The 23502-nt window shown below is 27.8% G+C and carries 22 protein-coding genes; 11 read left to right on the top strand and 11 right to left on the bottom strand.

The features are described from left to right. The first annotated feature begins 31 nt into the window (after positions 1–31). Positions 32–2284, top strand: a complete 2253-nt coding sequence (locus ACYPV9_RS04515) for an FUSC family protein (RefSeq protein WP_459741905.1) — start codon at positions 32–34, stop codon at positions 2282–2284. A 114-nt stretch (positions 2285–2398) separates the two neighbouring features. After that, positions 2399–3922 carry a carbon-nitrogen hydrolase family protein gene (locus ACYPV9_RS04510; protein ID WP_299060662.1) on the top strand — a complete coding sequence of 508 codons (1524 nt, stop codon included), beginning with the start codon at positions 2399–2401 and terminating at the stop codon, positions 3920–3922. A 54-nt stretch (positions 3923–3976) separates the two neighbouring features. Here the strand turns inward: ACYPV9_RS04510 and ACYPV9_RS04505 are convergent, their stop codons facing one another. The 6 genes from ACYPV9_RS04505 to ytxJ form a co-directional block, all read right to left on the bottom strand. Continuing rightward, a complete protein-coding gene (locus tag ACYPV9_RS04505) occupies positions 3977–4255 on the bottom strand; it encodes a hypothetical protein (protein WP_459741902.1) in 279 nt (92 codons plus the stop codon). A gap of 5 nt (positions 4256–4260) precedes the next feature. Then, positions 4261–5238: a deoxyhypusine synthase family protein gene (locus tag ACYPV9_RS04500; protein WP_299060668.1), complete on the bottom strand. Its 978-nt coding sequence runs from the start codon at positions 5236–5238 to the stop codon at positions 4261–4263. Continuing rightward, complete coding sequence (gene speB / locus ACYPV9_RS04495) at positions 5228–6172, bottom strand: agmatinase (protein WP_299060671.1); 945 nt, start codon at positions 6170–6172, stop codon at positions 5228–5230. Before speB ends, ACYPV9_RS04500 begins: the two co-directional genes overlap by 11 nt. Positions 6173–6219: 47 nt before the next feature. After that, entirely contained in the window at positions 6220–7611 is a 1392-nt protein-coding gene (locus ACYPV9_RS04490; RefSeq protein ID WP_299060674.1) for an arginine decarboxylase, read from the bottom strand. A gap of 483 nt (positions 7612–8094) precedes the next feature. Beyond that, positions 8095–9645, bottom strand: coding sequence for a DEAD/DEAH box helicase (locus tag ACYPV9_RS04485; RefSeq protein ID WP_299060677.1), 1551 nt, complete (start codon positions 9643–9645; stop codon positions 8095–8097). Between the two features lie 60 nt (positions 9646–9705). Beyond that, entirely contained in the window at positions 9706–10107 is a 402-nt protein-coding gene (ytxJ, locus tag ACYPV9_RS04480; RefSeq protein ID WP_299060680.1) for a bacillithiol system redox-active protein YtxJ, read from the bottom strand. Positions 10108–10270: 163 nt separating this feature from the next. Here ytxJ and clpB point away from each other — a divergent pair, with 163 nt between their 5' ends. After that, on the top strand, positions 10271–12880 hold the full coding sequence (gene clpB / locus ACYPV9_RS04475; RefSeq protein ID WP_459741897.1) for an ATP-dependent chaperone ClpB: 2610 nt from the start codon (positions 10271–10273) through the stop codon (positions 12878–12880). Positions 12881–12972: 92 nt separating this feature from the next. Beyond that, the gene (locus ACYPV9_RS04470; protein WP_299060686.1) at positions 12973–13470 is read left to right on the top strand and encodes a SixA phosphatase family protein; all 498 of its coding nucleotides are present in this window, start codon (positions 12973–12975) and stop codon (positions 13468–13470) included. 80 nt (positions 13471–13550) lie between these two features. On the opposite strand, the gene ACYPV9_RS04465 is transcribed toward ACYPV9_RS04470, so the two are convergent. Continuing rightward, positions 13551–14294 (bottom strand): DUF6503 family protein, encoded by a 744-nt coding sequence (locus tag ACYPV9_RS04465; protein WP_459741895.1) that lies wholly within the window; start codon positions 14292–14294, stop codon positions 13551–13553. A 101-nt stretch (positions 14295–14395) separates the two neighbouring features. Here ACYPV9_RS04465 and smpB point away from each other — a divergent pair, with 101 nt between their 5' ends. Both smpB and ACYPV9_RS04455 read left to right on the top strand, forming a co-directional pair. Then, on the top strand, positions 14396–14860 hold the full coding sequence (gene smpB / locus ACYPV9_RS04460) for an SsrA-binding protein SmpB (RefSeq protein WP_077809196.1): 465 nt from the start codon (positions 14396–14398) through the stop codon (positions 14858–14860). A gap of 44 nt (positions 14861–14904) precedes the next feature. Beyond that, a complete protein-coding gene (locus ACYPV9_RS04455; protein WP_459741893.1) occupies positions 14905–15759 on the top strand; it encodes a geranylgeranylglycerol-phosphate geranylgeranyltransferase in 855 nt (284 codons plus the stop codon). Here the strand turns inward: ACYPV9_RS04455 and ACYPV9_RS04450 are convergent. After that, positions 15749–16672 (bottom strand): EamA family transporter, encoded by a 924-nt coding sequence (locus ACYPV9_RS04450; protein WP_459741891.1) that lies wholly within the window; start codon positions 16670–16672, stop codon positions 15749–15751. The genes ACYPV9_RS04455 and ACYPV9_RS04450 overlap by 11 nt on opposite strands. A 180-nt stretch (positions 16673–16852) precedes the next feature. On the opposite strand from ACYPV9_RS04450, the gene ACYPV9_RS04445 reads away from it, so the two are divergent. From ACYPV9_RS04445 to ACYPV9_RS04435, 3 genes are all read left to right on the top strand, one after another. Further along, positions 16853–17482, top strand: coding sequence for a TMEM175 family protein (locus tag ACYPV9_RS04445; RefSeq protein ID WP_459741889.1), 630 nt, complete (start codon positions 16853–16855; stop codon positions 17480–17482). Then, the gene (locus ACYPV9_RS04440) at positions 17463–18272 is read left to right on the top strand and encodes a LytTR family DNA-binding domain-containing protein (protein ID WP_299060702.1); all 810 of its coding nucleotides are present in this window, start codon (positions 17463–17465) and stop codon (positions 18270–18272) included. Before ACYPV9_RS04445 ends, ACYPV9_RS04440 begins: the two co-directional genes overlap by 20 nt. A 93-nt stretch (positions 18273–18365) precedes the next feature. Continuing rightward, positions 18366–19316: a DUF5694 domain-containing protein gene (locus ACYPV9_RS04435; RefSeq protein WP_459741885.1), complete on the top strand. Its 951-nt coding sequence runs from the start codon at positions 18366–18368 to the stop codon at positions 19314–19316. Between the two features lie 114 nt (positions 19317–19430). Here ACYPV9_RS04435 and yiaA read toward each other — a convergent pair whose 3' ends face one another. Next, complete coding sequence (gene yiaA, locus ACYPV9_RS04430; protein WP_299060709.1) at positions 19431–19919, bottom strand: inner membrane protein YiaA; 489 nt, start codon at positions 19917–19919, stop codon at positions 19431–19433. A 151-nt stretch (positions 19920–20070) separates the two neighbouring features. On the opposite strand from yiaA, the gene ACYPV9_RS04425 reads away from it, so the two are divergent. Continuing rightward, on the top strand, positions 20071–21567 hold the full coding sequence (locus ACYPV9_RS04425) for a hypothetical protein (RefSeq protein WP_459741883.1): 1497 nt from the start codon (positions 20071–20073) through the stop codon (positions 21565–21567). Between the two features lie 75 nt (positions 21568–21642). Continuing rightward, complete coding sequence (locus ACYPV9_RS04420; protein WP_459741881.1) at positions 21643–22140, top strand: hypothetical protein; 498 nt, start codon at positions 21643–21645, stop codon at positions 22138–22140. Positions 22141–22143: 3 nt separating this feature from the next. Here ACYPV9_RS04420 and hisIE read toward each other — a convergent pair whose 3' ends face one another. Both hisIE and hisF read right to left on the bottom strand, forming a co-directional pair. Then, positions 22144–22743, bottom strand: coding sequence for a bifunctional phosphoribosyl-AMP cyclohydrolase/phosphoribosyl-ATP diphosphatase HisIE (hisIE, locus tag ACYPV9_RS04415; RefSeq protein ID WP_459741879.1), 600 nt, complete (start codon positions 22741–22743; stop codon positions 22144–22146). A 2-nt stretch (positions 22744–22745) separates the two neighbouring features. Further along, complete coding sequence (hisF, locus tag ACYPV9_RS04410; RefSeq protein WP_299060720.1) at positions 22746–23501, bottom strand: imidazole glycerol phosphate synthase subunit HisF; 756 nt, start codon at positions 23499–23501, stop codon at positions 22746–22748. Between the last annotated feature and the right edge of the window lies 1 nt (position 23502).

Genomic DNA, 23502 nt, shown 5'->3' with positions numbered 1-23502 from the left:
ATCTTATAAACATAACAATCAATCATAAATCTTGAAAGAGAAATTAAAACAATTAGAGTTATTTTTAAAAAGTTCTGATTTTAATAGAGGAATTAGAATTGGTGTTGCAATCGCAATACCATTTGCTCTACTCTACTTTTTAGGTTATTTCAAATACGCTCCTGCAATTGCGGTTGGTACATTTTTAAATTCACCTAGTGATATTCCTGGAAGTATTAAAAGAAAAGTTAATGCCATTTTAATAAGTATTGTATTATCAATGTTAATAACGGCAGCAATATTATTTGCTAAACCGTTTTTAGTTGTTTTAATTTTAGTTATTACAATTATTTCATTTACAATTTCATTACTATCTGTTTATGGTTTTAGAGCTTCATTAGTTTCTTTTTCTGGTTTGTTAGCTATGGTTATTGCATTCGCAATTCAAAAGGAAACCGCACAAGAAATAATGATGCATCTTGGTTTAATGTCTTTTGGCGGATTATGGTATTTAGTGGTTTCTTATGTTTTTCAAAAATTAGTTCCTAAAAAAGATCAAAATCAATTATTATCTGATTCTTTATTACTAATTGGAAAATATTTAAAATTAAGAGCAAAACTTCTCACAAAGAAAACAAAAAGAGACGAGTTACTTAAAAAAACATTTGTTCTTCAGAATCAAATTAACGAAAAACACGAAACTTTAAGAGAAGCACTACTAACAGCAAGAAAACGCTCTGGGAGATCTAGATATGAAGAGAAACAACTTCTTATTTTTGTTTCATCTATTAAGATTTTTGAATTAATAGAAGCAAAACATTTAGATTATAAAATGATTGATTCGATTTTTGGCGAACATAAATCATTTTTAAAAGCATCTAAAAAACTAAACAAAATTATGGGTAACCATCTGATAGTTTTATCAGAATTACTAATTCAGAACGAAAAAATACCTAATAAAGATGTTTTATTAAAAGCACTTTCAAAAACAAATGAAACAATAACAGCATATATAGAAACCATAAAGTTACCAGAAGCCAGAGAAGGCGCTTTAGTTTTAAAGAATTTATACGATTACCAAGAACAACTTTTAGAAGAAATTCGAATAATTAGACGTGTAATGGCTAATGTACACGATGCTTCAAAAATTTCATTAAAAAGAGAAAGTTCTAGTCAATTTTTAACATTACAAGAATACCGTTTTAATGTATTATTGCAGAATTTAAGCTTAAAATCAACAATTTTTAGACATTCTGTAAGATTAACATTTGCCTTGGTATTTGGTTATCTATTCGGTTATTTTTTAGAAATACAAAACACTTATTGGATTTTACTAACAATTATTGTGATTATGCGACCAAGCTACGGCTTAACTCGTTTAAGAACAAAGGATAGAATTATAGGAACCTTAATTGGTGCCGCAATTGCTTTAAGTATTGTTTCTTTAACTCAAAACATTGTAGTCTATAGTATTTTAGCATTCTCTTCATTAATTTTTGCTGTTTCATTATTGCAACAGAACTATAAATCGGCTGCCGCTTTAGTAACTATAAGTATTGTATTTGTGTATTCGTTAATGAATCCGAATGCATATGAAGTAATACAATACAGAGTTTTAGACACCATTATCGGTGCAATAATTGCGATTGTTTCTAATTATTTAATACTTCCAACTTGGGAAATCAATAATCAGAAACAAATTTTAATAAATGCGCTTAAAATGAATAAAAACTATCTTTTAGCAACCCAAGAATTATATAAAGACCCAAATATTAACAAATTGTCTTATAATTTGGCAAGAAAAGAGGCATTTTTAGCAATTAGTAATTTAAACGCTTCGTTTCAAAGATTAACTCAAGACCCTAAATCGAAACAAAAAGAATTTGAATTGGTTTATGAAATAGTAACTATTAACCAAACTATGGTTTCTGCAATTGCTTCTATTGGTAACTTTATAATTAACCATAAAACTACACCAGCCTCTAAAGAATTTGATATTTTAATTGATAAAATTAACAGCTCTTTACAAATAGCTTGTACCAATTTACAAGCTAAAACCAGTAAATCTAAAATAGCAGAAGAAATTGTAGAAAAAGCAGAAAATAAACTTTTAAATGCCTATCAAAAATTATCTAATTTAAGAGACGAAAGTATTGAGAAAGGAAATAAAGAAATAGATGAAAAAACTTTACATGCTTTACAAGAAGCCTATCTAATTTCTAACCATATGGTGTGGTTAAAATCTCTTTCTGATAGTTTAAAAAAAGCTACAGACAAATACAAAAAAACAATTTTAGACACTTAATTAACCTACTAAAAAACAGTTAAATAAATTCTTATTATTTATTAAAACAAATTCTTTTTTTATCTAATTTTGTTTTCAGAAAATGGTCTATTTTAAAAAACCATTATATTAAAAATGATACAAAATATAGAGAATATTGAGCTTCATTATTTAACATTAAATGACTACAAACAGTTAAAAGAAGCAATGATAGAAGCATATGCAAGTATGCCAGATTCTTATTGGAAAGAAGATCAAATTAAAGCCTTAATTGATAAATTTCCTGAAGGACAAGTAGTAATTAAAATTAACGGAGAACTTGCCGGTTGTGCATTATCTATAATTTTAGATTACGATAGTTTTGATGACCAACACACTTATAAAGAAATTACAGGTGCATTTACATTTAATACGCACAACAAAAACGGAGATGTTTTATACGGTATCGACGTATTTATTAAATCTGAATATAGAGGTTTGCGTTTGGGCAGAAGATTGTATGATTATAGAAAAGAATTAACCGAAAAATTAAACTTAAGAGGTATTGCTTTTGGAGGAAGAATTCCTAATTATCACAAGTTTTCAAACAAATTGTCGCCCAAAGAATATATAGAGAAAGTAAAACGTAAAGAAATTCATGACCCAGTATTAAACTTTCAAATTTCTAATGATTTTCATCCTTCTAAAATTTTAAAAGGATATTTAGAAGGTGATGAAAATTCTGGTGAATTTGCAGTACTCTTAGAATGGGACAATATTTATTACGAGAAAAAATCAAAAAAAGCAGCAAGTAACAAAAAAGTTGTTCGTTTGGGTTTAATACAATGGCAAATGCGTTTGTATAAAGATTTAGAAGAATTAATGCAACAAGCAGAATATTTTGTTGATGCCGTTTCTGCCTACCGATCTGACTTTGCGCTGTTTCCAGAATTTTTTAATGCACCGTTAATGGCGGCTAATAATCACTTACCAGAATCGCAAGCCATTAGAGAATTAGCAAAATTCACGCCTCAAATTGTTCAGAAATTTTCTGAATTAGCAATTAGCTACAACATTAATATTATTACTGGTAGTATGCCAGAAATTAAAGATGGCTTGTTGTATAATGTTGGTTATATCTGTAAAAGAGATGGCTCATCAGACCGCTATGAAAAATTACATGTTACGCCAGATGAAGCAAAAGTTTGGGGAATGCAAGGCGGAAATGAGTTAAAAACTTTTGATACAGATTGTGGTAAAATTGGTATTTTAATTTGTTACGATTCTGAGTTTCCAGAATTAAGTAGATTATTGGCAGATGAAGGAATGGATATTTTATTTATTCCGTTTTTAACAGATACACAAAATGGATATTCTAGAGTACGTCATTGTGCACAAGCAAGAGCTATAGAAAATGAATGTTATGTTGCTATTGCTGGGAGTGTTGGTAATTTACCAAAAGTAAATAATATGGATATTCAATACGCTCAATCTATGGTTTTTACACCTTGTGATTTTTCTTTTCCTGCAAACGGAATAAAAGCAGAAGCAACAACAAATACAGAAATGATTTTAATTGCTGATGTTGATTTAGATTTATTAAAAGATTTGAATAAGTTTGGTTCTGTTAGAAACTTAAAAGACAGAAGAAAAGATATTTTTGAGTTGCGCAAGAAATAACAAAAGGTATATAAATTAAAAGAGCTCCTAACTAAGGAGCTCTTTTTGTTTTAATTATATTCCACCTTCTAAATCTTCTAGATTTAGATCTTCATCTTCATCAAAAGAATCCTCATCTTCTGCATAGTCTTCCATAGTTTGCTCTAATTTAGAACTTATTTTTACTAAATAAATAGTAGTTTCTGTTCTAACTTCTACAGCTTTTATATTTTCTCCTTTTGCATTTTTGAAGGAAATAATATCTGAATAATCATATCCATCAGGATATTTTTCTACCAACATATCTAAAATGTCTGTAGTAAGTTTTGCATAGTCTACAATTACTCTGTTCATAATAATTACATTTCTAATAAATAAGCAAATATTAAAGGCGCAACAATTGTTGCGTCACTTTCTATGATAAACTTTGGTGTATTTATATCTAATTTACCCCAAGTAATTTTTTCATTTGGTACAGCACCAGAATAAGAACCATAACTTGTTGTAGAGTCAGAAATCTGACAGAAATAACTCCAAAACGGTGTATCAGTTCTTTCCATATCTTGGTATAACATTGGCACAACACAAATTGGAAAATCTCCTGCGATCCCTCCTCCTATTTGAAAGAAACCAATTCCGTTATTAGAATTTTCTGTATACCAATCAGCAAGAAATGTCATATATTCTATTCCAGATTTTACTGTAGACGCTTTCAACTCTCCTTTCATTACATAAGATGCAAAAATGTTTCCCATAGTAGAATCTTCCCAACCAGGACAAATAATTGGCAAGTTTTTTTCCGCAGCTGCATACATCCAAGAGTCTTTAATATCAATTTCATAATACTGTTCTAATACACCAGAAAGTAATAATTTATACATAAATTCATGTGGTAAAAAACGTTCTCCATTCGCTTCGGCATCTTTCCAAATTTTTACAATATGTTCTTGTATCCTTCTAAAAGCTTCTTCTTCTGGTATACAAGTATCTGTAACTCTGTTTAAACCTTTTTCTAATAAATCCCACTCGTCTTGTGGTGTTAAATCTCTGTAATTAGGAACTCTTTTATAATGCGAATGCGCAACTAAATTCATTACATCTTCTTCTAAATTGGCTCCGGTACAAGAAATAATATGTACTTTATCTTGACGAATCATTTCTGCAAAAATCTTACCCAATTCTGCTGTACTCATTGCTCCAGCTAAAGAAACTAACATCTTATTTCCTTTATTTAACTGATCTTCATACCCTTTTGCAGCATCTACTAAAGAAGCTGCATTAAAATGTAAAAAATATTTTTCTATAAATTCTGAAATTGGTTTTTGATTAGTATTCATCTTCATCATTTTTAAATTTAGCTAATTTACTAAAAGAGTTTTCTTTTCTATCTTCTTCACCATTATCGTAAGTATCTTCATTAGATGCAAACTTGTAACTTAACATTTTGTAGAATAATTTTGCCGCTAAAAAGTCTGATGATTTTTCATCTTTATTAGGACATAATTCTACCATATCAAAACCAACAACATTTTTTTGTTCAAATACAGATTTTAAAAACTCTAAGGTTTCATAGTAAAACAAACCACCAGGTTCTGGCGTACCAGTAGATGGCATAATTGAAGGATCTAAGGCATCTAAATCGAATGTAATAAACACATTTGTACTTAATTGATCTATAACATCGTCCATCCAATCTTCATTTACAGCCATATCATGTGCAAAGAAAACCTTATCTAAATTCATATTTCTTTTTTCAGAAATATCCATACTTCTAATACCAACTTGTACCAAATTTGTATTTTGATTTGCTTCATAAACTGCACAAGCGTGGTTGCAAGTAGAACCTTCATATTCTTTACGCAAATCTGCATGCGCATCGATATGTAATACTGTTAAATCGTTAAAACATTCGTTAAAAGCTCTAATTGTACCGATAGATATAGAATGCTCACCTCCAAAAACAGTAACAAACTTATTTCTATTAATGTATTTTTTAGTTATTTGATGTACTTCTTCTACCATTGCTTCTGGCGAAGAATTTTCTGTTACAGCCTCTGCAAGAAAAACACCTTCTTTATAAACTTCAGAATCTGTTTCAATATCATACAACTCCATGTTTTCAGAAGCATCTAAAAAGGCTTGTGGGCCCTTATCTGCTCCTTTTTGCCATGTACTTGTTCCGTCATAAGGAACAGGAATAATTACAATTTTTGATGTTGATAGGTTTCCAAATTCTTGTGGAATTCCTGCATAAGTTTTATTTGTATTCATTTTATAAGTTGTGTTTAATAACACTATATTTTATTTAATTTTTTGTTTTAATATCCTAAAATTGAAAGTAGTTCACTACTTTTCTGTTGTTCTTTAAAAATTTCGAAAGTTAAATTACCTTCTTCATCTCTATCGATTAACAGATGTTTTGGATGCGGAATTAAGCAGTGTTGCAAACCACCAAAACCACCTATAGATTCTTGATATGCACCTGTGTTAAAAAAACCAATGTATAACGGATTATTCTTCTCGTAAACTGGTAAATAAATTCCGTTTATATGTTGTTCAGAATTGTAATAATCATCGCTATCACAAGTTAAACCACCTAATAAAACACGTTCATATTGCTTATTCCATTTGTTAATTGGTAGCATAATAAATCTTTTATTAATAGCCCAAGAATCTGGTAAAGTTGTTATAAAAGAAGAGTTTATCATGTTCCAACGCTCTCTATCATTTTGTTTCTTCTGATATAAAATTTCATAAATAGCAGCACCAGATTCACCCACAGTAAAACTTCCAAACTCTGTAAAAATGTTTGGTACATCTACACCAGCTTCTTCACAAGCCAATTTAATTTGATTAATAATTTCATCTATCATATACTCGTAATCATAATCAAATGCCAAAGAGTTTTTTATGGGAAAACCACCACCAATATTTAAACTATCTAAAGAAGGACATACTTTTTTTAGGTTGATATAAACGTTTAAACATTTCATCAACTCATTCCAATAATACGCATTATCTTTTATACCTGTATTGATAAAAAAATGTAACATTTTTAAATCTACTTGTGTATTATTGGCTATTTCTCTTTCATAAAATGAAACTATATTTTTATAGCCAATACCTAATCTAGATGTGTAAAATTCAAATTTTGGTTCTTCTTCTGATGCGATTCTAATACCAACTTTAAAAGGTTTCTCTGTCTCTTTTTGTAACAATGGTAATTCTTCAAAATTATCTATAATAGGGATCACATTTTTATGTCCAGAATTAATTAAGTCAGCAATATTCTTAATGTATTGATCTCTTTTAAATCCATTACAAATAACAAACGTATTGTCTTTTATTTTACCCTCTTTTTTTAAATTGTTTACAATATCAATATCGAATGCAGAAGATGTTTCAATATGAATATCATTTTTTAAAGCCTCGTTTAAAATATGTTTAAAATGAGAGCTTTTTGTACAATAACTATAAAAATATTTACCTTTATAATTATGTTTTTCAATGCTATTTTTAAACCAATCTTTCGCTTTATTTATGTTTTCAGAAATTTTTGGTAAATATGTAAATTTTAACGGAGCCCCGTATTTAGCAGTTAATTCCATTAAATTTATTCCGTGCCAGAATAATTTATTGTTTTCAGTTTTAAATTCTTCTTGTGGAAAATCGAACGTTTGCTCGATTAAATCTTTATATTTTGTGTTCACTTTTGTTTTTAAATTAATTATACGATAAACCTCTCTGAACTAAAACCTTTTTAAGTTTTAGAATAGATATTATAACCTTTTAAAAAAGGGTTTATCACTGTAATATTTGCAAGTAAACTACATGCAACTTAGAAAAAAGTTGCAATTCTTGAAGAATCGAAAATGGAGATACCTTAATTTTTTCGTTGCATTTCCAAAATGCGATATAATTTTCATTCTCCGTTAGAAAATTATTTCCGAAATAAGAAAAACTAAACATTTTACTTAAATAAGTTAATCAAAAGTATATTTTTTTTTAATACAAAAAACAAAATTGAAAAAAAAAATATTTTTTTTTAAAACACTGTTTTTCTTCTTATAAATGAAGGATTTTTTAATTTCTATATTAATAAAAAAAGCTATTTACAATTAAAAAATTTATATTTTAATCTCTAAAAAAAGTCTAAGGCAAAAAAAAACTCTGAATTAACAGAGTTTTTAAATTTATTCTTCAATTGGCGGATGGCCATGTATTTTTTCGTAATCTTCGTCAAAATTAGCACGTAAATATGCATTTAGTTTCTTTCTATAATCATCTTTTAGCCAGGTTACAAAATTGTGTGTACTTTTAGATATACACTTAGCATATCTATTTATTCTATCATCAATTTCTTCACCAATCATTTTAGCTAAAATTAAAGCATCAAAAACATCCTCACTATTTTCTATACACATTTTAGCATGGTGTACTATAGATTTTTCTAAAACTCTTTTAGATGATTCGCCGGCTTTTATAGTATCTATGTATACTTTTTTCATATCGAAATAAGTATCTGTAGATTTAGCAAATTCCTTTTTAATATCTGCCGGAAGTTCGTATTTAAAAGTACTTTCAATCTCTTCATCAGAAAGTATAGAGTCTAGATAGTAGTCTGGTGCTCTAAACATTTTTTGCCAATCTAAATCTGCACCCCAAGGGCCAAATCTATGAAAATTATTACCTAAGTCTATAACATCAAATGTTTTTTTATCTCCTAATATACGAGATCCACGACCTATCATTTGGTAATATAAAGTAAGAGATTTTGTTGCTCTATTTAAAATAATAGCTTCTATACTCGGCTCATCAAAACCTGTAGTTAAAATACTTACAGAGGTTATAATAGCATTAGGTGTTTTATGAAACCATTTTAAAATTAGTTCTCTTTCTTTTTTTGTATTGGTATTATCTAAATGTGCAATAGGATAACCCGCTTTTTTAAATGCATGAAATACTTGTATCGAAGTATTAATACCATTATTAAAAATAAGCGTTTTTTTACCTTTTGCTGTTTCTTCGTAAGCACTTACTAATTTAGTTAGCATATCTGTATTCATATACAAATCTTCAGAAGATTTTACAGTATAATCTCCGTTAGCACCAACTTCTAATGAAGTTAAACCAACATTATAAGAATACATATTTGCTTGTGCTAAATAACCGCTTTCTATTAAATGATGAATTGGTTCTCCGACAAATAATTCTTGATAATTCTCATACATCGGTAATTTTGTATTAGAACTTAAAGGTGTAGCTGTAACACCCAATATAAAAGAATCATTAAAAAATTTAAAGATTTTTGTAAATGAATTATAGTGAGCCTCATCTACAATTACCAAACCAATATCCGATATATCTAATTTATCATCTGTAAGTCTATTTTTAAGAGTTTCGACCATAGCAACGAAACAATTAAAATCATTTTGATCATCTAATTTGGCTGTAGAATTAATAATTTTATTGTCCACACCAAACTCGTTAAGCATTTTAGATGTTTGTTTACTTAATTCTATTCTGTGTGTTAAAACTAATACCTTCTTCTCAAATTTCTCTATGTAACGTCTAACAATTTCAGAAAAAATTACAGTTTTACCACCTCCCGTAGGCAATTGATATAACAAATGATAATCTTTAGGTGCTGTTTCAAATCGATTAAAAATCTCTTTTAAAGCATCTTTTTGATAACCGTATAATTCTTTACCTACCTTTACTTGTGAAGTGTTTATTTCTGCCAAAAGTTTAAAAATTTTAAGCTACAAAAGTAAGACTTAAAATAGGTTTTTCCCAAATTTAAGCTATATAAATCTCGATAAGTTTGTTTGAGTGATGTCATAATGTGATGCATTATGCACAGAAACGCCATTTCTTACAACTATTAATTGTGGAGATTGGTGCATAATTTGAAACTTATACCCTACTTCATCAGATATATTTCTATAACTTAATAAATCTAAATAGTATACTTTTAAATTCTGATGTTCTTCAGAAAAAAGATTTTCAAATTGTTTAATTACCATGCTGCTAATACCGCACCTTGTAGAGTGTTTAAAAATTAAAACAGCCTCTGTATTAGATTCTTTCTCTATGGTTTCTAATTGATCTAAAGTGTTTAAAGGAATCCAATTTAAATATGACTTTTTTTCTTTTTTTGATTTTTTATCACTATTTCCTCCAAATACGTTGTTAAATATACCCATTTACTTGTTTTTTTACTTTGTCGAGACAAATATAAGAAACTTTCACCAGTCAAAAAGTCAGTTGAAACAAGTGATTTACAGACATTTTGACTTGTTTACAGTTAAAAAATCTAATGGTATTAAAATTGCTTTAGTCTAATCAAAAAAAACAAAAAAATAGAAAATGAATTTTAATAACTATACAACAAAATCGCAAGAGACCATTCAAATGGCGCAGCAAATTGCGCAAGGTTTTGGTCATAACCAAATAGAAAACGAACATATTTTTAAAGCATTAACACAAGTAGATGAAAATGTTTTACCTTTTCTATTAAAAAAATTAAATATAAATACAGCAATTTTAGAGCAAGTAATAGATAAACAGTTAGAAAGCTTACCTAAAGTTTCTGGTGCAGAATTAATGCTTTCTAGAGAAGCTAGTAAAAGTTTAAACGAAGCGTCTATTATTGCTAAAAACATGAAAGATGATTACGTTTCTATTGAACATTTAATTTTAGCAATCTTTAAATCGAAAAGTAATATTGCACAAGTTTTAAAAGACCAAGGTGTAAGCGAAAAAGATTTAAAAGCTGCAATAGACGAGTTAAGAAAAGGAGAAAGAGTAACATCTCAATCTCAAGAAGAAACGTATAATTCTTTGAATAAATTTGCTAAAAATTTAAATCAATTAGCCCAAGATGGTAAATTAGATCCGGTAATTGGTAGAGATGAAGAAATTAGACGTTTACTACAAATTTTATCTCGTAGAACTAAAAACAACCCTATACTAGTCGGAGAACCAGGAACCGGTAAAACGGCTATTGCAGAAGGGTTAGCACATAGAATTGTAGATGGAGATGTACCAGAAAATCTTAAAGATAAATTAATTTTTTCTTTAGATATGGGCGCATTGATTGCTGGTGCAAAATATAAAGGTGAATTTGAAGAACGCCTAAAAGCCGTTATCAAAGAAGTTACAACTTCTGATGGAGATATTGTTTTATTTATTGATGAAATTCATACGCTAGTTGGCGCAGGTGGCGGACAAGGTGCTATGGATGCAGCTAACATTTTAAAACCTGCTTTGGCTCGTGGCGAACTGCGTGCAATTGGTGCAACTACGTTAGATGAATACCAAAAATACTTTGAAAAGGATAAAGCACTAGAAAGACGTTTTCAAAAAGTTCAAGTAAACGAGCCAGATACAGAAAGTGCAATTTCTATTTTACGAGGAATTAAAGAAAAGTATGAAACACACCATAAAGTTCGCATTAAAGACGAAGCTATTATTGGGGCTGTAGAATTATCTCAAAGATACATTACCAATAGATTTTTACCAGACAAAGCAATCGATTTGATGGATGAAGCTGCGTCTAAATTACGTATGGAAATCAATTCTAAACCAGAAGAATTAGATGTTTTAGATAGAAAAGTAATGCAGTTAGAAATTGAAATTGAAGCCATTAAAAGAGAAAAAGATGAAGTTAAGTTAAAATCTTTACGTTCTGATTTAGCAAACCTAAAAGAAGAACGTAATGAAATTAATGCAAAATGGAAATCAGAAAAAGAGGTTGTAGATAATATTCAAAACGCAAAATTAGAAATAGAAAACTTTAAATTAGAGGCAGAAAAAGCAGAACGAGAAGGTAATTATGGTTTAGTTGCAGAGTTACGCTATGGTAAAATTAAACAAGCTCAAGAAAATTTAGAGGTTTTACAAAAAACATTGCAAGAAAATCAAACTGAAAACTCTTTAATAAAAGAAGAAGTTACTTTAGATGATATTGCAGAAGTTGTAGCAAAATGGACAGGTGTTCCGGTTACAAAAATGATTCAATCAGAAAGAGAAAAATTATTAAAACTAGAACAGCAATTACACAAAAGAGTTGTGGGTCAAGAAGAAGCTATTATTGCCGTTTCTGATGCTGTTAGAAGATCTAGAGCAGGTTTGCAAAACCCTAATAAACCAATTGGAAGCTTCTTATTTTTAGGAACAACAGGTGTTGGTAAAACAGAATTGGCAAAAGCATTAGCAGAGTATCTTTTTGACGATGAAAATGCAATGACTCGTATAGATATGAGTGAGTATCAAGAAAAACATTCTGTAAGTAGATTGGTTGGTGCACCTCCTGGTTATGTAGGTTATGATGAAGGTGGGCAATTAACAGAAGCGGTTAGAAGAAGACCTTATTCTGTTGTACTTTTAGATGAAATCGAAAAAGCGCATCCAGATACTTTTAATATTTTATTACAAGTTTTAGATGAAGGTAGATTAACGGATAATAAAGGACGTGTTGCAGATTTTAAAAACACAATAATTATAATGACCTCTAATATGGGTAGTCATATAATTCAAGAGAAATTTAGTGACCCAAAAGCAGATTTAGAAGCTGTTACAGAATTGGCCAAAATTGAAGTTTTAGGTCTTCTAAAACAATCTGTTAGACCAGAGTTTCTTAACAGAATTGACGATGTAATAATGTTTACACCACTTAAACAATCGGATATTTTTGAGATTGTTAAGCTTCAAATTGAAAGTTTAAAGAAAATGATTGGAAAACAAGAAATAACTTTAGATGCTACAGATGAAGCTATCAATTATTTGGCTAAAAAAGGATATCAGCCAGAATTTGGTGCAAGACCTGTGAAAAGAGTAATTCAGAAAGAAGTTTTAAATCAACTTTCTAAAGAAATCTTATCAGGAAAAATTACAACAGACAGTATTATACTTTTAGATTCTTTTGATGAAAAATTAGTTTTTAGAAATCAATCTGATTTGGTTGAAGAACTATAGTTTTGTTAGGTTAATTAGTTGAATAGTAGAAAGCGGTACTTTATTTAGTATCGCTTTTTTTTTATTTATATTCGTGCAATAAATCTACTATCATGAAAAAATATATTTTAGCATTTGGCTTAATTTTTAGTTTATTAACTTCTTGCAGCTCTAAAGAAACTACAACGTATTATTTAATTCGTCATGCAGAAAAAGACAGAACAGAAAGTACTAATAAAAATCCAGATTTAAATGAAAATGGTTTAAAAAGAGCTGAAAAATGGGCTGAATATTTTGAAAATATCGATTTAGATGCCGTGTATTCTACAAATTATAATAGAACACAACAAACAGCAAAACCAACTGCTAAGAGTAAAAATTTAAATATTATAAGTTACAATCCTGGTAAAATGTACGACTCTATATTTAAAGCCAATACCATAGGTAAATCAGTTTTAATTGTTGGTCATAGCAACACAACACCTGTATTTGCAAACAAAATTTTAGGTGAAAAAAAATATGAAAGTATGAATGATAATGACAATGCCAGTTTATTTATTGTTACCATTGCAGGAAGTAACAAAACAAGTAAAGTTATAAAAGTAAATTAGAAAAGTATATTTTCTAACATCATGAGAAAGATTTATAATTAGATAGCTACCTAACCATAAATCTTTTTCTATTTTAAAAACTATTTAAGTAGTTTAACTTCAATGTTTTCTAAAATAATTTCTGATACTTTTATAAGCTCATTTTTTTCGAAAGCTCTATCAATATTTATAAGAGCAATTTCTTTATTTAGCGGTTTGTAGTTTTCAAAATCTACAAAACGGATACCATTTTTATTACATTGTTCTTTTAAGGCTCTAAAACGTTTACCGCCACCATTTGTATGGTAAGCATATGCTAAGTAATAAATTAAAAAATCTTCTTTACCAACCCAATAAATAAATACATCTTCGAAATCTTCTCCTCCTCCATCTTTAGAAAATGTAATCTCAACTTTATAATACTCTTTTCCCTTAATAGTAACAGATGATAATAGTTTTTTATTAACTGCTTTGTCATTTAAACCAAATGGTAAAACAGAAAAATAATGTACCGAGTTTACTGCATTAGAAATAACATTTGCTATAGAATCGTTTGTTTTAACTAATTTACCGTTAACAAAACGCTTAAATCCATTATTAGAAAGTACATCTTCTATAGTCTCATTCTCAGAATTATTGCTGAATCTAAATAATTTAAAATCTCCATTTTGGCGAACTGCAGCATATTCCTTATCTCTAAATTTAAAGCCAATTTTAGAGTTTTTAACTTTATCTGCGCCAGAAAAAGCAATTGTTTTATCTATAATATCTTGCACACTTAACTCTTTTTTAGCAGGTTTACAAGAAATTACAATTAGTAAAAAAAGCAATACTATTTTTTTCATTTTATGATGATATTAGTTCTAGAATAGAATTCAAAATTACGTTTCTTTCCCGAATGTAAAAATGTATCTTTGTTAAAAATTTATAAACAAAAAATCAGTCTATGGCTGTACAGAAAAAAATAAACATACAGAATAAAAAAGCGAGATTCGAATTTGAAATTTTAGATAAATTTGTGGCCGGAATTCAATTAACGGGTACAGAAATTAAATCTATACGACTAAGTCAAGCAAGAATTACAGAGAGTTTTTGCGAGTTTAATGATCGTGGAGAATTGTTTATTGTAAATATGTACATACAAGAATATATGTTTGGACATCATTTTAACCATAAACCAAAAAGTGAACGTAGATTATTATTAAATAAACGAGAACTAAGAAGTTTAAAAAAAGATGTTGAAGCAAAAGGAAATACAATTGTGCCTTTAAGATTGTTTATTAATGATAGAGGCTTTGCAAAACTAGAAATTGCTCTGGCAAAAGGAAAACAAATTCACGATAAGAGAAATACGCTTAAAGACAGAGATAATAAAAGAGACTTAGCCAGAATTAAAAAGAATTTTAATTAAAAATGCCTGTTTTCTTAAAACTAATTCGTTACAAAAACCTCTTAATGGTTTTACTAACAATGGTTTTAACTAAATATGCATTATTAGAATCTTATTTTACAAATACTTTATTAACTCATTTTAATTTTATCATTTTAACAACTGCTGTTCTATTAATTACCGCAAGCGGATATATTATTAATGATATTTTTGATATTGAAACTGACAAAATAAATAAACCAAATAAATCATTTTTAAACAAAGAATTTTCAATTAAAAAAGCTTGGTCTCTATACATTCTACTAAGTATTTTTGGTTTAATACTTGGTATTTTTGTTTCCTTCGTAATGGAAATACCTTTAAATTCGATATATTTTATAGCAACTTCAATAATCTTGTTTTTCTATTCTAAATATTTTAAAAAAATCGCTTTAATCGGCAATCTTATTGTAAGTTGCTTATGTGCTTTAGTGATTTTTTTAGTTTATGAATTCGAATTTATAGGCACAAATTTAGAAAGTAATTCAAAAATTTCTTCTGATTTTATAATTGCTATGTATTTAGTTTTTTCCTTAACCATAACATTTATAAGAGAGATTATAAAGGATATTGAAGATGTAAACGGAGATTTAAAGATAAAAGCAAGTACATTGCCTATTCTTATAGGAAGAAAAAGAACTGCAAGAATTGCTTTTTTTATCAGCTCTATAATGTTATTTTATACGTTAATCATCTTACAATCAACAAAAAACACCCCCTTTTTCTTTTGGTATGTTTTATTATTTATTTGCTTACCACTGCTCTATTTATTATACAAAATTTGGTTTGCAAGAACTAAAAAAAACTACGGTAGCATAAGTAAAATACTAAAATTTATTATGTTTTTCGGAATTTTATCGATGCTTTTGTTTAGGTTTTAGATGTATCTGTAACATTTTTTACTTTTCTTTTTCTTGATGTAATAAAATAAACTCCAGATAATAAAACTACAGATGCAATTATAGATTGTATAGTAAGTTCTTCGTCTAAAAAATACCACCCTAAAACTAAAGCTACAATAGGATTTACATAAGCAGAAGTTGCTACTTTTTCTGTAGAAACTACTTTTAATAAATAATTAAAAGCTGTAAAAGCAATAATACTACCAAAAACAATCAACATTAATACAGAAAACTGAACTTCTATTGCCCAATTTAAAGGTGAAGACATTGTTTCATTAAATGAAAAACTCATTAATAACAATAATAAACCGGCAAATAGCATTTGGTATCCTGTTGTTACAAAAAAGTTTTTGGGTAAATCTGCTTTAGAAACAAAAACACCACCATAAGCCCAACTTAACACACAAGTAAGAATCATAAAAATTCCCAGTAAACTTCCTTCTGAAGTTGTAATAGATTTCTGACTAACTAGCAAATACATACCTATAATACCTAAACCAACACCAATTACAGATTGTCTCTGCATAGGTTTTCTATCAATCAATCTTAATAAAATTAATACAAATAAGGGTTGTGTTGCTGCTAATAAAGCTGCAAAACCACTATCAACATAGTTTAAAGCCCAAACAAACACCCCGTTACCATACACCAAAAAAAAGAAGCCAGAAACAGCACAGTTAATTAATTGTTTTTTAGATATTTTTAAGTTTAACTTTAAAATTTTAGAAATTATAAGTATTAAAATTGCAGAAATCAAAAACCTTACAGAAGCCATATAAAAAGCAGGTATAGCTGTTACCGCAATTTTATTGAATAAATAAGTAGAGCCCCAAACAATATAAATTGTAAAAAAAGAGAGAACTATTAATAATTTAGAATTTTTTAAAAACATCTATTTAAATTTGATAACGAAAATACTATTATTAAAAATAAACTTTATGTAATTTTTAGTGAGTTTTTACAAACAGTCTAAAACATATCAGTTTTTATTTTATAAAACCTTAATTCTAAAAATATTTTTAACAAAGTTTTAGAAACAGTATATTTGAAATTACATTTTTATTTAAAGTAAATGAAAGGGGAAAATTTTGATAAACAACGTGTAATAAGCTTTAGTGATGCTGTTTTCTCTATTGCAATCACCCTTCTAGTGCTAGACATTGTAGCACCAACTTATAAAGAGTTAAAAGCAGGTGACACTTTACAAATTCTAGAAAATAGAATTCCAAGTTTTATTGGTCTAATAGTTAGTTTTATTGTAATATCTTTATATTGGGTAGCACATATGAGAATTATGCAATATGTTTCCACAATAAACAAAAGGATATTAAGATACAATACTTTCCTTTTATTTTTTATTGTGCTTCTTCCTTTTTCGACAGCCTTTTATGTTAGGGGCTTTATGTTAAAAGGCCCATTTGCTTTTTACTGTTTTAACTTATCTGCAATTGGCTTTTTTAATTATTTGCTTAACATTTACATCCCTAAAAAAGAAAATGGTTTAACTGGCATAACCCCAATTTTAGCTAAATACTTTAAATACAGGTCTTTAATTGCATTTATTGTTTGGGTTTTGGCAGGATTATTTGCTTTTTTACTTCCAATGTTTGCTAGATTTTTATTCTTATTTATTTTTATATTAGAAGCTATCTTGGTTAAGATTTACAAAAAAAAACTAATTAGTGAAAAAACTATTTTATAGAAAATATCCTTTTGATCCATCAATAAAAAACCATTGTATAGTTGCTTTTGGTTTGGCTGTTTGGGTGTTTATATTCTTGTTTTACACAGAACCTTTTGATGTTAATCAATTTAAAGATGATGAAATGCCAATTTACATGTCTTTATATGGAATTTTGACAGGAACTTGTTATTTGGTATTTATACCAATACAAAAGATTCTTTTAAAAAAATATAAAGAAAATTGGTATGTTATATCTGAAATATTATTTCTATTAATTTATGTTATAGTAAGTATTATAGCTGCAAGGTTATTTTATTTATATGCAGTTGTACCCGGAGAACCATACCCTTATACATTTGATTATCATTTAAGAGCAATTTTAATACCTGCTTTTTTAACAATTTTACCAATTGTTATTTTTGGAAGATTTGCGTTTGGAAAATATAGAAATAAAAAAACGGAAGCAAAAAAAATTGAAATCAAAGGCGAAGGGAATTACGAAGGCTTGCGTTTACTTTTTAATGATGTAATTTGTATACAATCATCAGACAACTATATAGAGGTTTTTTATTTAAACGGTTCTATTTTAAAGAAGACTTTAATTAGAAATAAACTATCTGCGATTGCAAATGAGTTTCCCGAATTATTAAGAACTCATCGTTCTTTTTTAATAAATCCTTATCACTTTTTACAATGGAAAACAGAAAAAAGTAAACTATTTATTCTATTATTTCACCACATAAAAGTTCCCGTTTCTAAAACGTATCAAAATAGTGTAAAAAGCACTTTAAATTCTACCACAGAATAGCTACATTTCGCCCCAAACACTTGTTATTATTGAGTTTTTTATTAATTAGTTTCTAGTTTTGTATCAGAAAGTTTAATCAATTAAAACATCATTATGAAAACTAGAATTACAATAATAATCGTATTTATTTTATCAATTTTTAATTTATCTAGTCAAGAATATCAACAAGAAATTTTAATTGTTGGCACAATGCACACGGTACCTAAAATTGTAAAAAATAGCTACAAACCTATGCTACGATTTGCAAAAAAATACAAACCAGAAGCAATTTTTGTAGAATCGCCAATGGCCAATGATTCTATTTCTTGGAAATATTTAAAAAATGGTTGGTCTAAAGGATATCAAAAATTTTATAAATTATCAGATTCATTACAAAAGACTTTTAATTATAACGACAAAAAATTTAACGCTACCATTCGAAAAGATTTTTCTAGTATGAATGATCGTGATTTAGATTACCTTATTAAATCATTTATTTACAAAAGAGATAATGGAAACTACGAATTATACACCTATTTAAAAAAATATGGTGTAAATGGATCTAAAAAACCAACAAGACATGAAGATGGAGATTTGACGTATAAATTAGCAATAGCTATGAACCATAAAAAAGTGATTAATATGGATGATCAACAAACCAATAAAGAATACCATTTAGCTTGGAATAAATGTAGTAAAGAAGGTGTTAAAAATGGAAATAACACAGCAAATTCTAAATTGTATAAAAAGAGCTATAATAGCGCCATTTTACCTGCTATTTTTAGAAAATTAGGAAAACATACAAATAAAAGAAAATCATTGCAACAATTGCATGATATGGCTTCATTTTCTTATGTTATTAAAGACACTGAAGGCTGTAAAGAAGGAAGAAAGTATTTTGACGAAAGAAATATGAGAATGGCTAAAAACATTGCAGAACAAATTTTAGCTTCTAAAAAAACAAAAAATATTATTATTGTTGGTGCAGCACATGTAATAGGTCTAGAAAAAGAATTTATAAAAAACTATCCTAACCTTAAAGTAATTCTAATGAATGAGTATTAAACTTTCTATTTTTACTTTTAATTGAAAAACGCTCACAATATTTTCGTGAGCGTTTATTTTTTAAACCTCATAAGCTTAAACTTATGAGGTTGTGGTTTAAGAATCATTATCAAACTAACTATTATCTTCTTCAGTTATAGTTTTGATAAAATCAAGATCTCGGGTGTTTTTTTGAACAGTAATTGCACCAAATAAACTTAATAAGTACGATATAGCATAAAATCCTTTTTCACTTAAAAGTAAATCAGCATTTCTCAATCCAATTATTAGTAACAATAAAGATGCAATTACAACAACCCAACTAATAGCATAATACATTTCGCTTACTTTTATATCTTCTGCTTTATCTCTTACAGCTTTTTGTAAAGAAATTACAGCATAAATTCCCATTAAAAGAATGGCAAAATAAAATCCTTTTTCATTTAACTGCATGGTCGCATTCCATAAACCAATACAATATGAAAGTAACCCAATAATTACAATACCCCAAGTTGCACCAACATAAGCAGATGTTGGTTTCTGGTTTAAATCATTTCTTAATTTGTTCTTTGGTCTTTTTTTCTTATTTTCTTCTTTTGATGAAACTGTTGTTTGATAATTCATACTTTTTAGTTTAATTATTATAAATCCAAATTTGCAACAGTTCTAACCCTCCAAGAATTCATTTTTAAAATATTACTGACGATTAAAAATTAAAAAAAAGACAAAATAATTATAAAATAATTAAATTTACATATATTTAACTGACGATATAATGATAAATTTAAAAGAAATATTAGAAACTTTTACGAAAGAAAATCGGAAAGAATTTATTTTATATTTAGAGAAAAAGAACAAAAGGAAAGGTGTAAAAAACATTCAGTTAGTTCGTCTTTTATTGTCAGATAACTTTTCTTCTACAGAGATTTCTTTGAAACTATATGGTAAACAAAATAAAGTAGCATTACATGCTTTAAGAAAAAGATTATTTAAGTCTTTGATTGATTTTACAGCAAATCTAAGTATGAGAGAAGAAAATTCAATAGATATACAATTGATTAAATACATTCTTTCTGCAAGAAATTTCCTTAAAAAAGGGCAAATTAAAGTTGGATACCAAATTTTAGACAAAACTGAAAATATTGCTAACGAACATCAACTTTTTACAATTTTAAACGAAATCTATCACACTAAAATTGAATATGCTCATTTAAATAAAACTTTAAATTTTGATAATCTTATTTCAACTTTTAATGACAATCAAAAGCAGTTATTTATAGAAGACAATATTAATATTGCCTGTGGTAAAATTAGAATTTCATTAGCCAAATATCAACAGCAAAAATCAAAAGAAGATATCAAAGCACTGATTGAAAATATTTTGAAAGAACAAAATATTATAATTTCAGATTCCTTATCATTCAAGTCTTTATATCAAATAATTCAAATTACTAGCATTTCTACAGCGCAAAAATTTGATTACTGGAACATTGAAAAATTTCTGGTAGATACTTATTCTATCATTAAGCATCACAAATCTAAAGACAAACAACTTTACTATCATATAGAAGTGTTATATCTTATTGCAAATGTTCTTTTTAGAAGCAAAAAGTTTACAGAATCTAAGAAGTATTTAAAGTTAATGTATTTTTATATGAATGAAAAAAAGCAAAAATATTATTCCGATTTTGCTCCAAATTATCATTTATTATTGAGTTTAAATTATAACTATAATAATCAACAAGAAAAAGCTATAGAGCTTTTAGAACCATATATTACTAAGAAAAATATAAGTCTTGTTTCTCAATTAGACATTTTACTTTCTCTTATAGTTTATTATTATCAAAGCGACTCTTTACAAAAAGCTAAAAATTTGCTGGCTAGTTTATATCATACAGATAATTGGTATATAGATCAAGCAGGAATTGTCTGGACAATTAAAAAAAATCTTATAGAAATTTTGCTTCATATTGATTTAGGAAATATTGATTTGGTAGATTCTAGACTTATAAGTTTTAAAAGAAATTATTCTAAGCACTTATCGGCAATAAACCAAGAAAGAGTAATTTCTTATTTAAAGTTAATTGAAATCTATTATAAAAACCCAGAAATAGCTACAACTATAGAATTTTACAATAGAGTAGAAAAATCATTTAATTGGATAGATAGAAAAAATGAAGATATTTTCTTAATGAGTTTTTACGCTTGGTTAAAAGCAAAAATGACTACACAAAATATTTATTTTGTTACTTTAAACTTGATAAATAATTAACTTATTTCCTTATAAAATGTTACATATGTACTCTTGGCATAATAGTTGGTTAAAATCACTTTAAAATCAACAATTATGAAAAACATTTATGTATTCCTTTCTATTTTTACCTCATTATTATTGTTTAATTGCAGTAAAGAGAACGAAGAAATAGATTTTAAATATACTACATCAGATTTAAAAAAAATTAATAATGATGATTCGAAAACCTGGATAGTAGATAAGTTTTATTTAAACTTTGAAAATGAAATACTAAGTGAATTTAATGATTGTTATTTAGATGATTCGTTTACTTTTTATCATAATAAAGAACAGGCTGAAACCAATTTAGGTAGCAAATCTTGCTTTTTCAAAAAACCTACAGAACAATATGCCACTTTATCTTTAAAGTTTTATCAAGAAACGGGTAAAATATTCCTAAACGTTTCTAGAGGAGAAAGTTTAGACAATAATTTTAAAACCCGTTTATTTATATTAGAATTAAAAGAATTATCAGAAACAAGAATGCTTTTTGCATCAGGTGATGATCCTAGTAATTATGGTAAAACAATTATTTTTACTGTTAATAAGTAAAGTTTATTTCTGTCTTTTTATTAACTCTGCTTCAATATCTTTTAAAGTAAAACCTTTAGCTTGTAATAACATTAAGTAATGAAACATTAAATCTGCAGATTCATATAAAAACAACTCATCATTGTTGTCCATTGCCTCGATAACGGTTTCTACTGCCTCCTCACCTACTTTTTGTGCAACTTTGTTAATTCCTTTAGAAAACAAACTTGCAACGTAAGATTTTTTGGTGTCTTTATTTTCAACTCTTTCTGTAATCACATTTTCTAAAGTAGAAAAGAAACCATAATTAGAGTTATTTTCTTCTTTCCAACAAGTATCTGTTCCTGTATGACAAGTTGGTCCGTTTGGGTTTACTTGAATAAGAAGTGTATCATTATCACAATCTAGCTTTATATCAACTAGATTTAAAGTATTTCCACTCTCTTCTCCTTTAGTCCACAAACGATTTTTAGTTCTAGAAAAAAAAGTGACTAACTTAGTTTCTTGTGTTTTATTAAAAGCCTCTTCATTCATGTAACCCAACATCAACACATTTTTTGTTGTTGCATCCTGAATGATAGCAGGTACTAATCCGTCATTATTTTTATTGAAATCTATATTCATACTTAAAGTCTTACCGAAATATTTTGTTTTTTTAACTCTTCTTTTAACTCTATAATTGGTATTTCACCAAAATGAAAAACACTAGCTGCTAAAGCCGCATCTGATTTTCCTTTAGTAAAAGTATCTGCAAAATGCTGAATAGAACCAGCACCACCAGATGCAATAATTGGTATATTTAATGTTTCTGATAAATATGCCAAAGCTTCGTTTGCAAAACCGGCTTTTGTACCATCATGGTCCATAGAAGTAAATAATATTTCACCAGCACCACGTTTTTCTACTTCTTTTGCCCAATCAAAAAGTTTGATATCGGTAGGAATTGTTCCGCCTGCCAAATGCACAAACCATTCGCCATCTATTTGTTTTGCATCAATAGCCACAACTACACATTGACTACCAAATTTATCTGCTAATTCGTTGATTAAATCTGGTCTTTTTACTGCAGAAGAGTTTATAGAAACTTTATCTGCACCACATTTTAATAATTTATCTACATGCTCTACAGAAGAAATTCCGCCACCAACTGTAAACGGTATATTTACTTGTTCAGCTACTTTTAAAACCATATCTAATGTGGTTCCTCTATTCTCTAAAGTAGCTGCAATATCTAAAAACACCAATTCATCTGCTCCTAATTCTGCATATTGTTTTGCTAAAACTACAGGATCTCCTGCATCTATTAAATTTACAAAATTAACACCTTTTACAGTTCTTCCGTTTTTAATATCTAAACAAGGCACTATTCTTTTTGTTAGCATT

Source organism: Polaribacter sp. OB-PA-B3 (genome assembly GCF_054589375.1).
The sequence above is the reverse complement of the archived record's forward strand: the minus strand, read 5'-3'. Positions and strand labels throughout refer to the sequence as shown.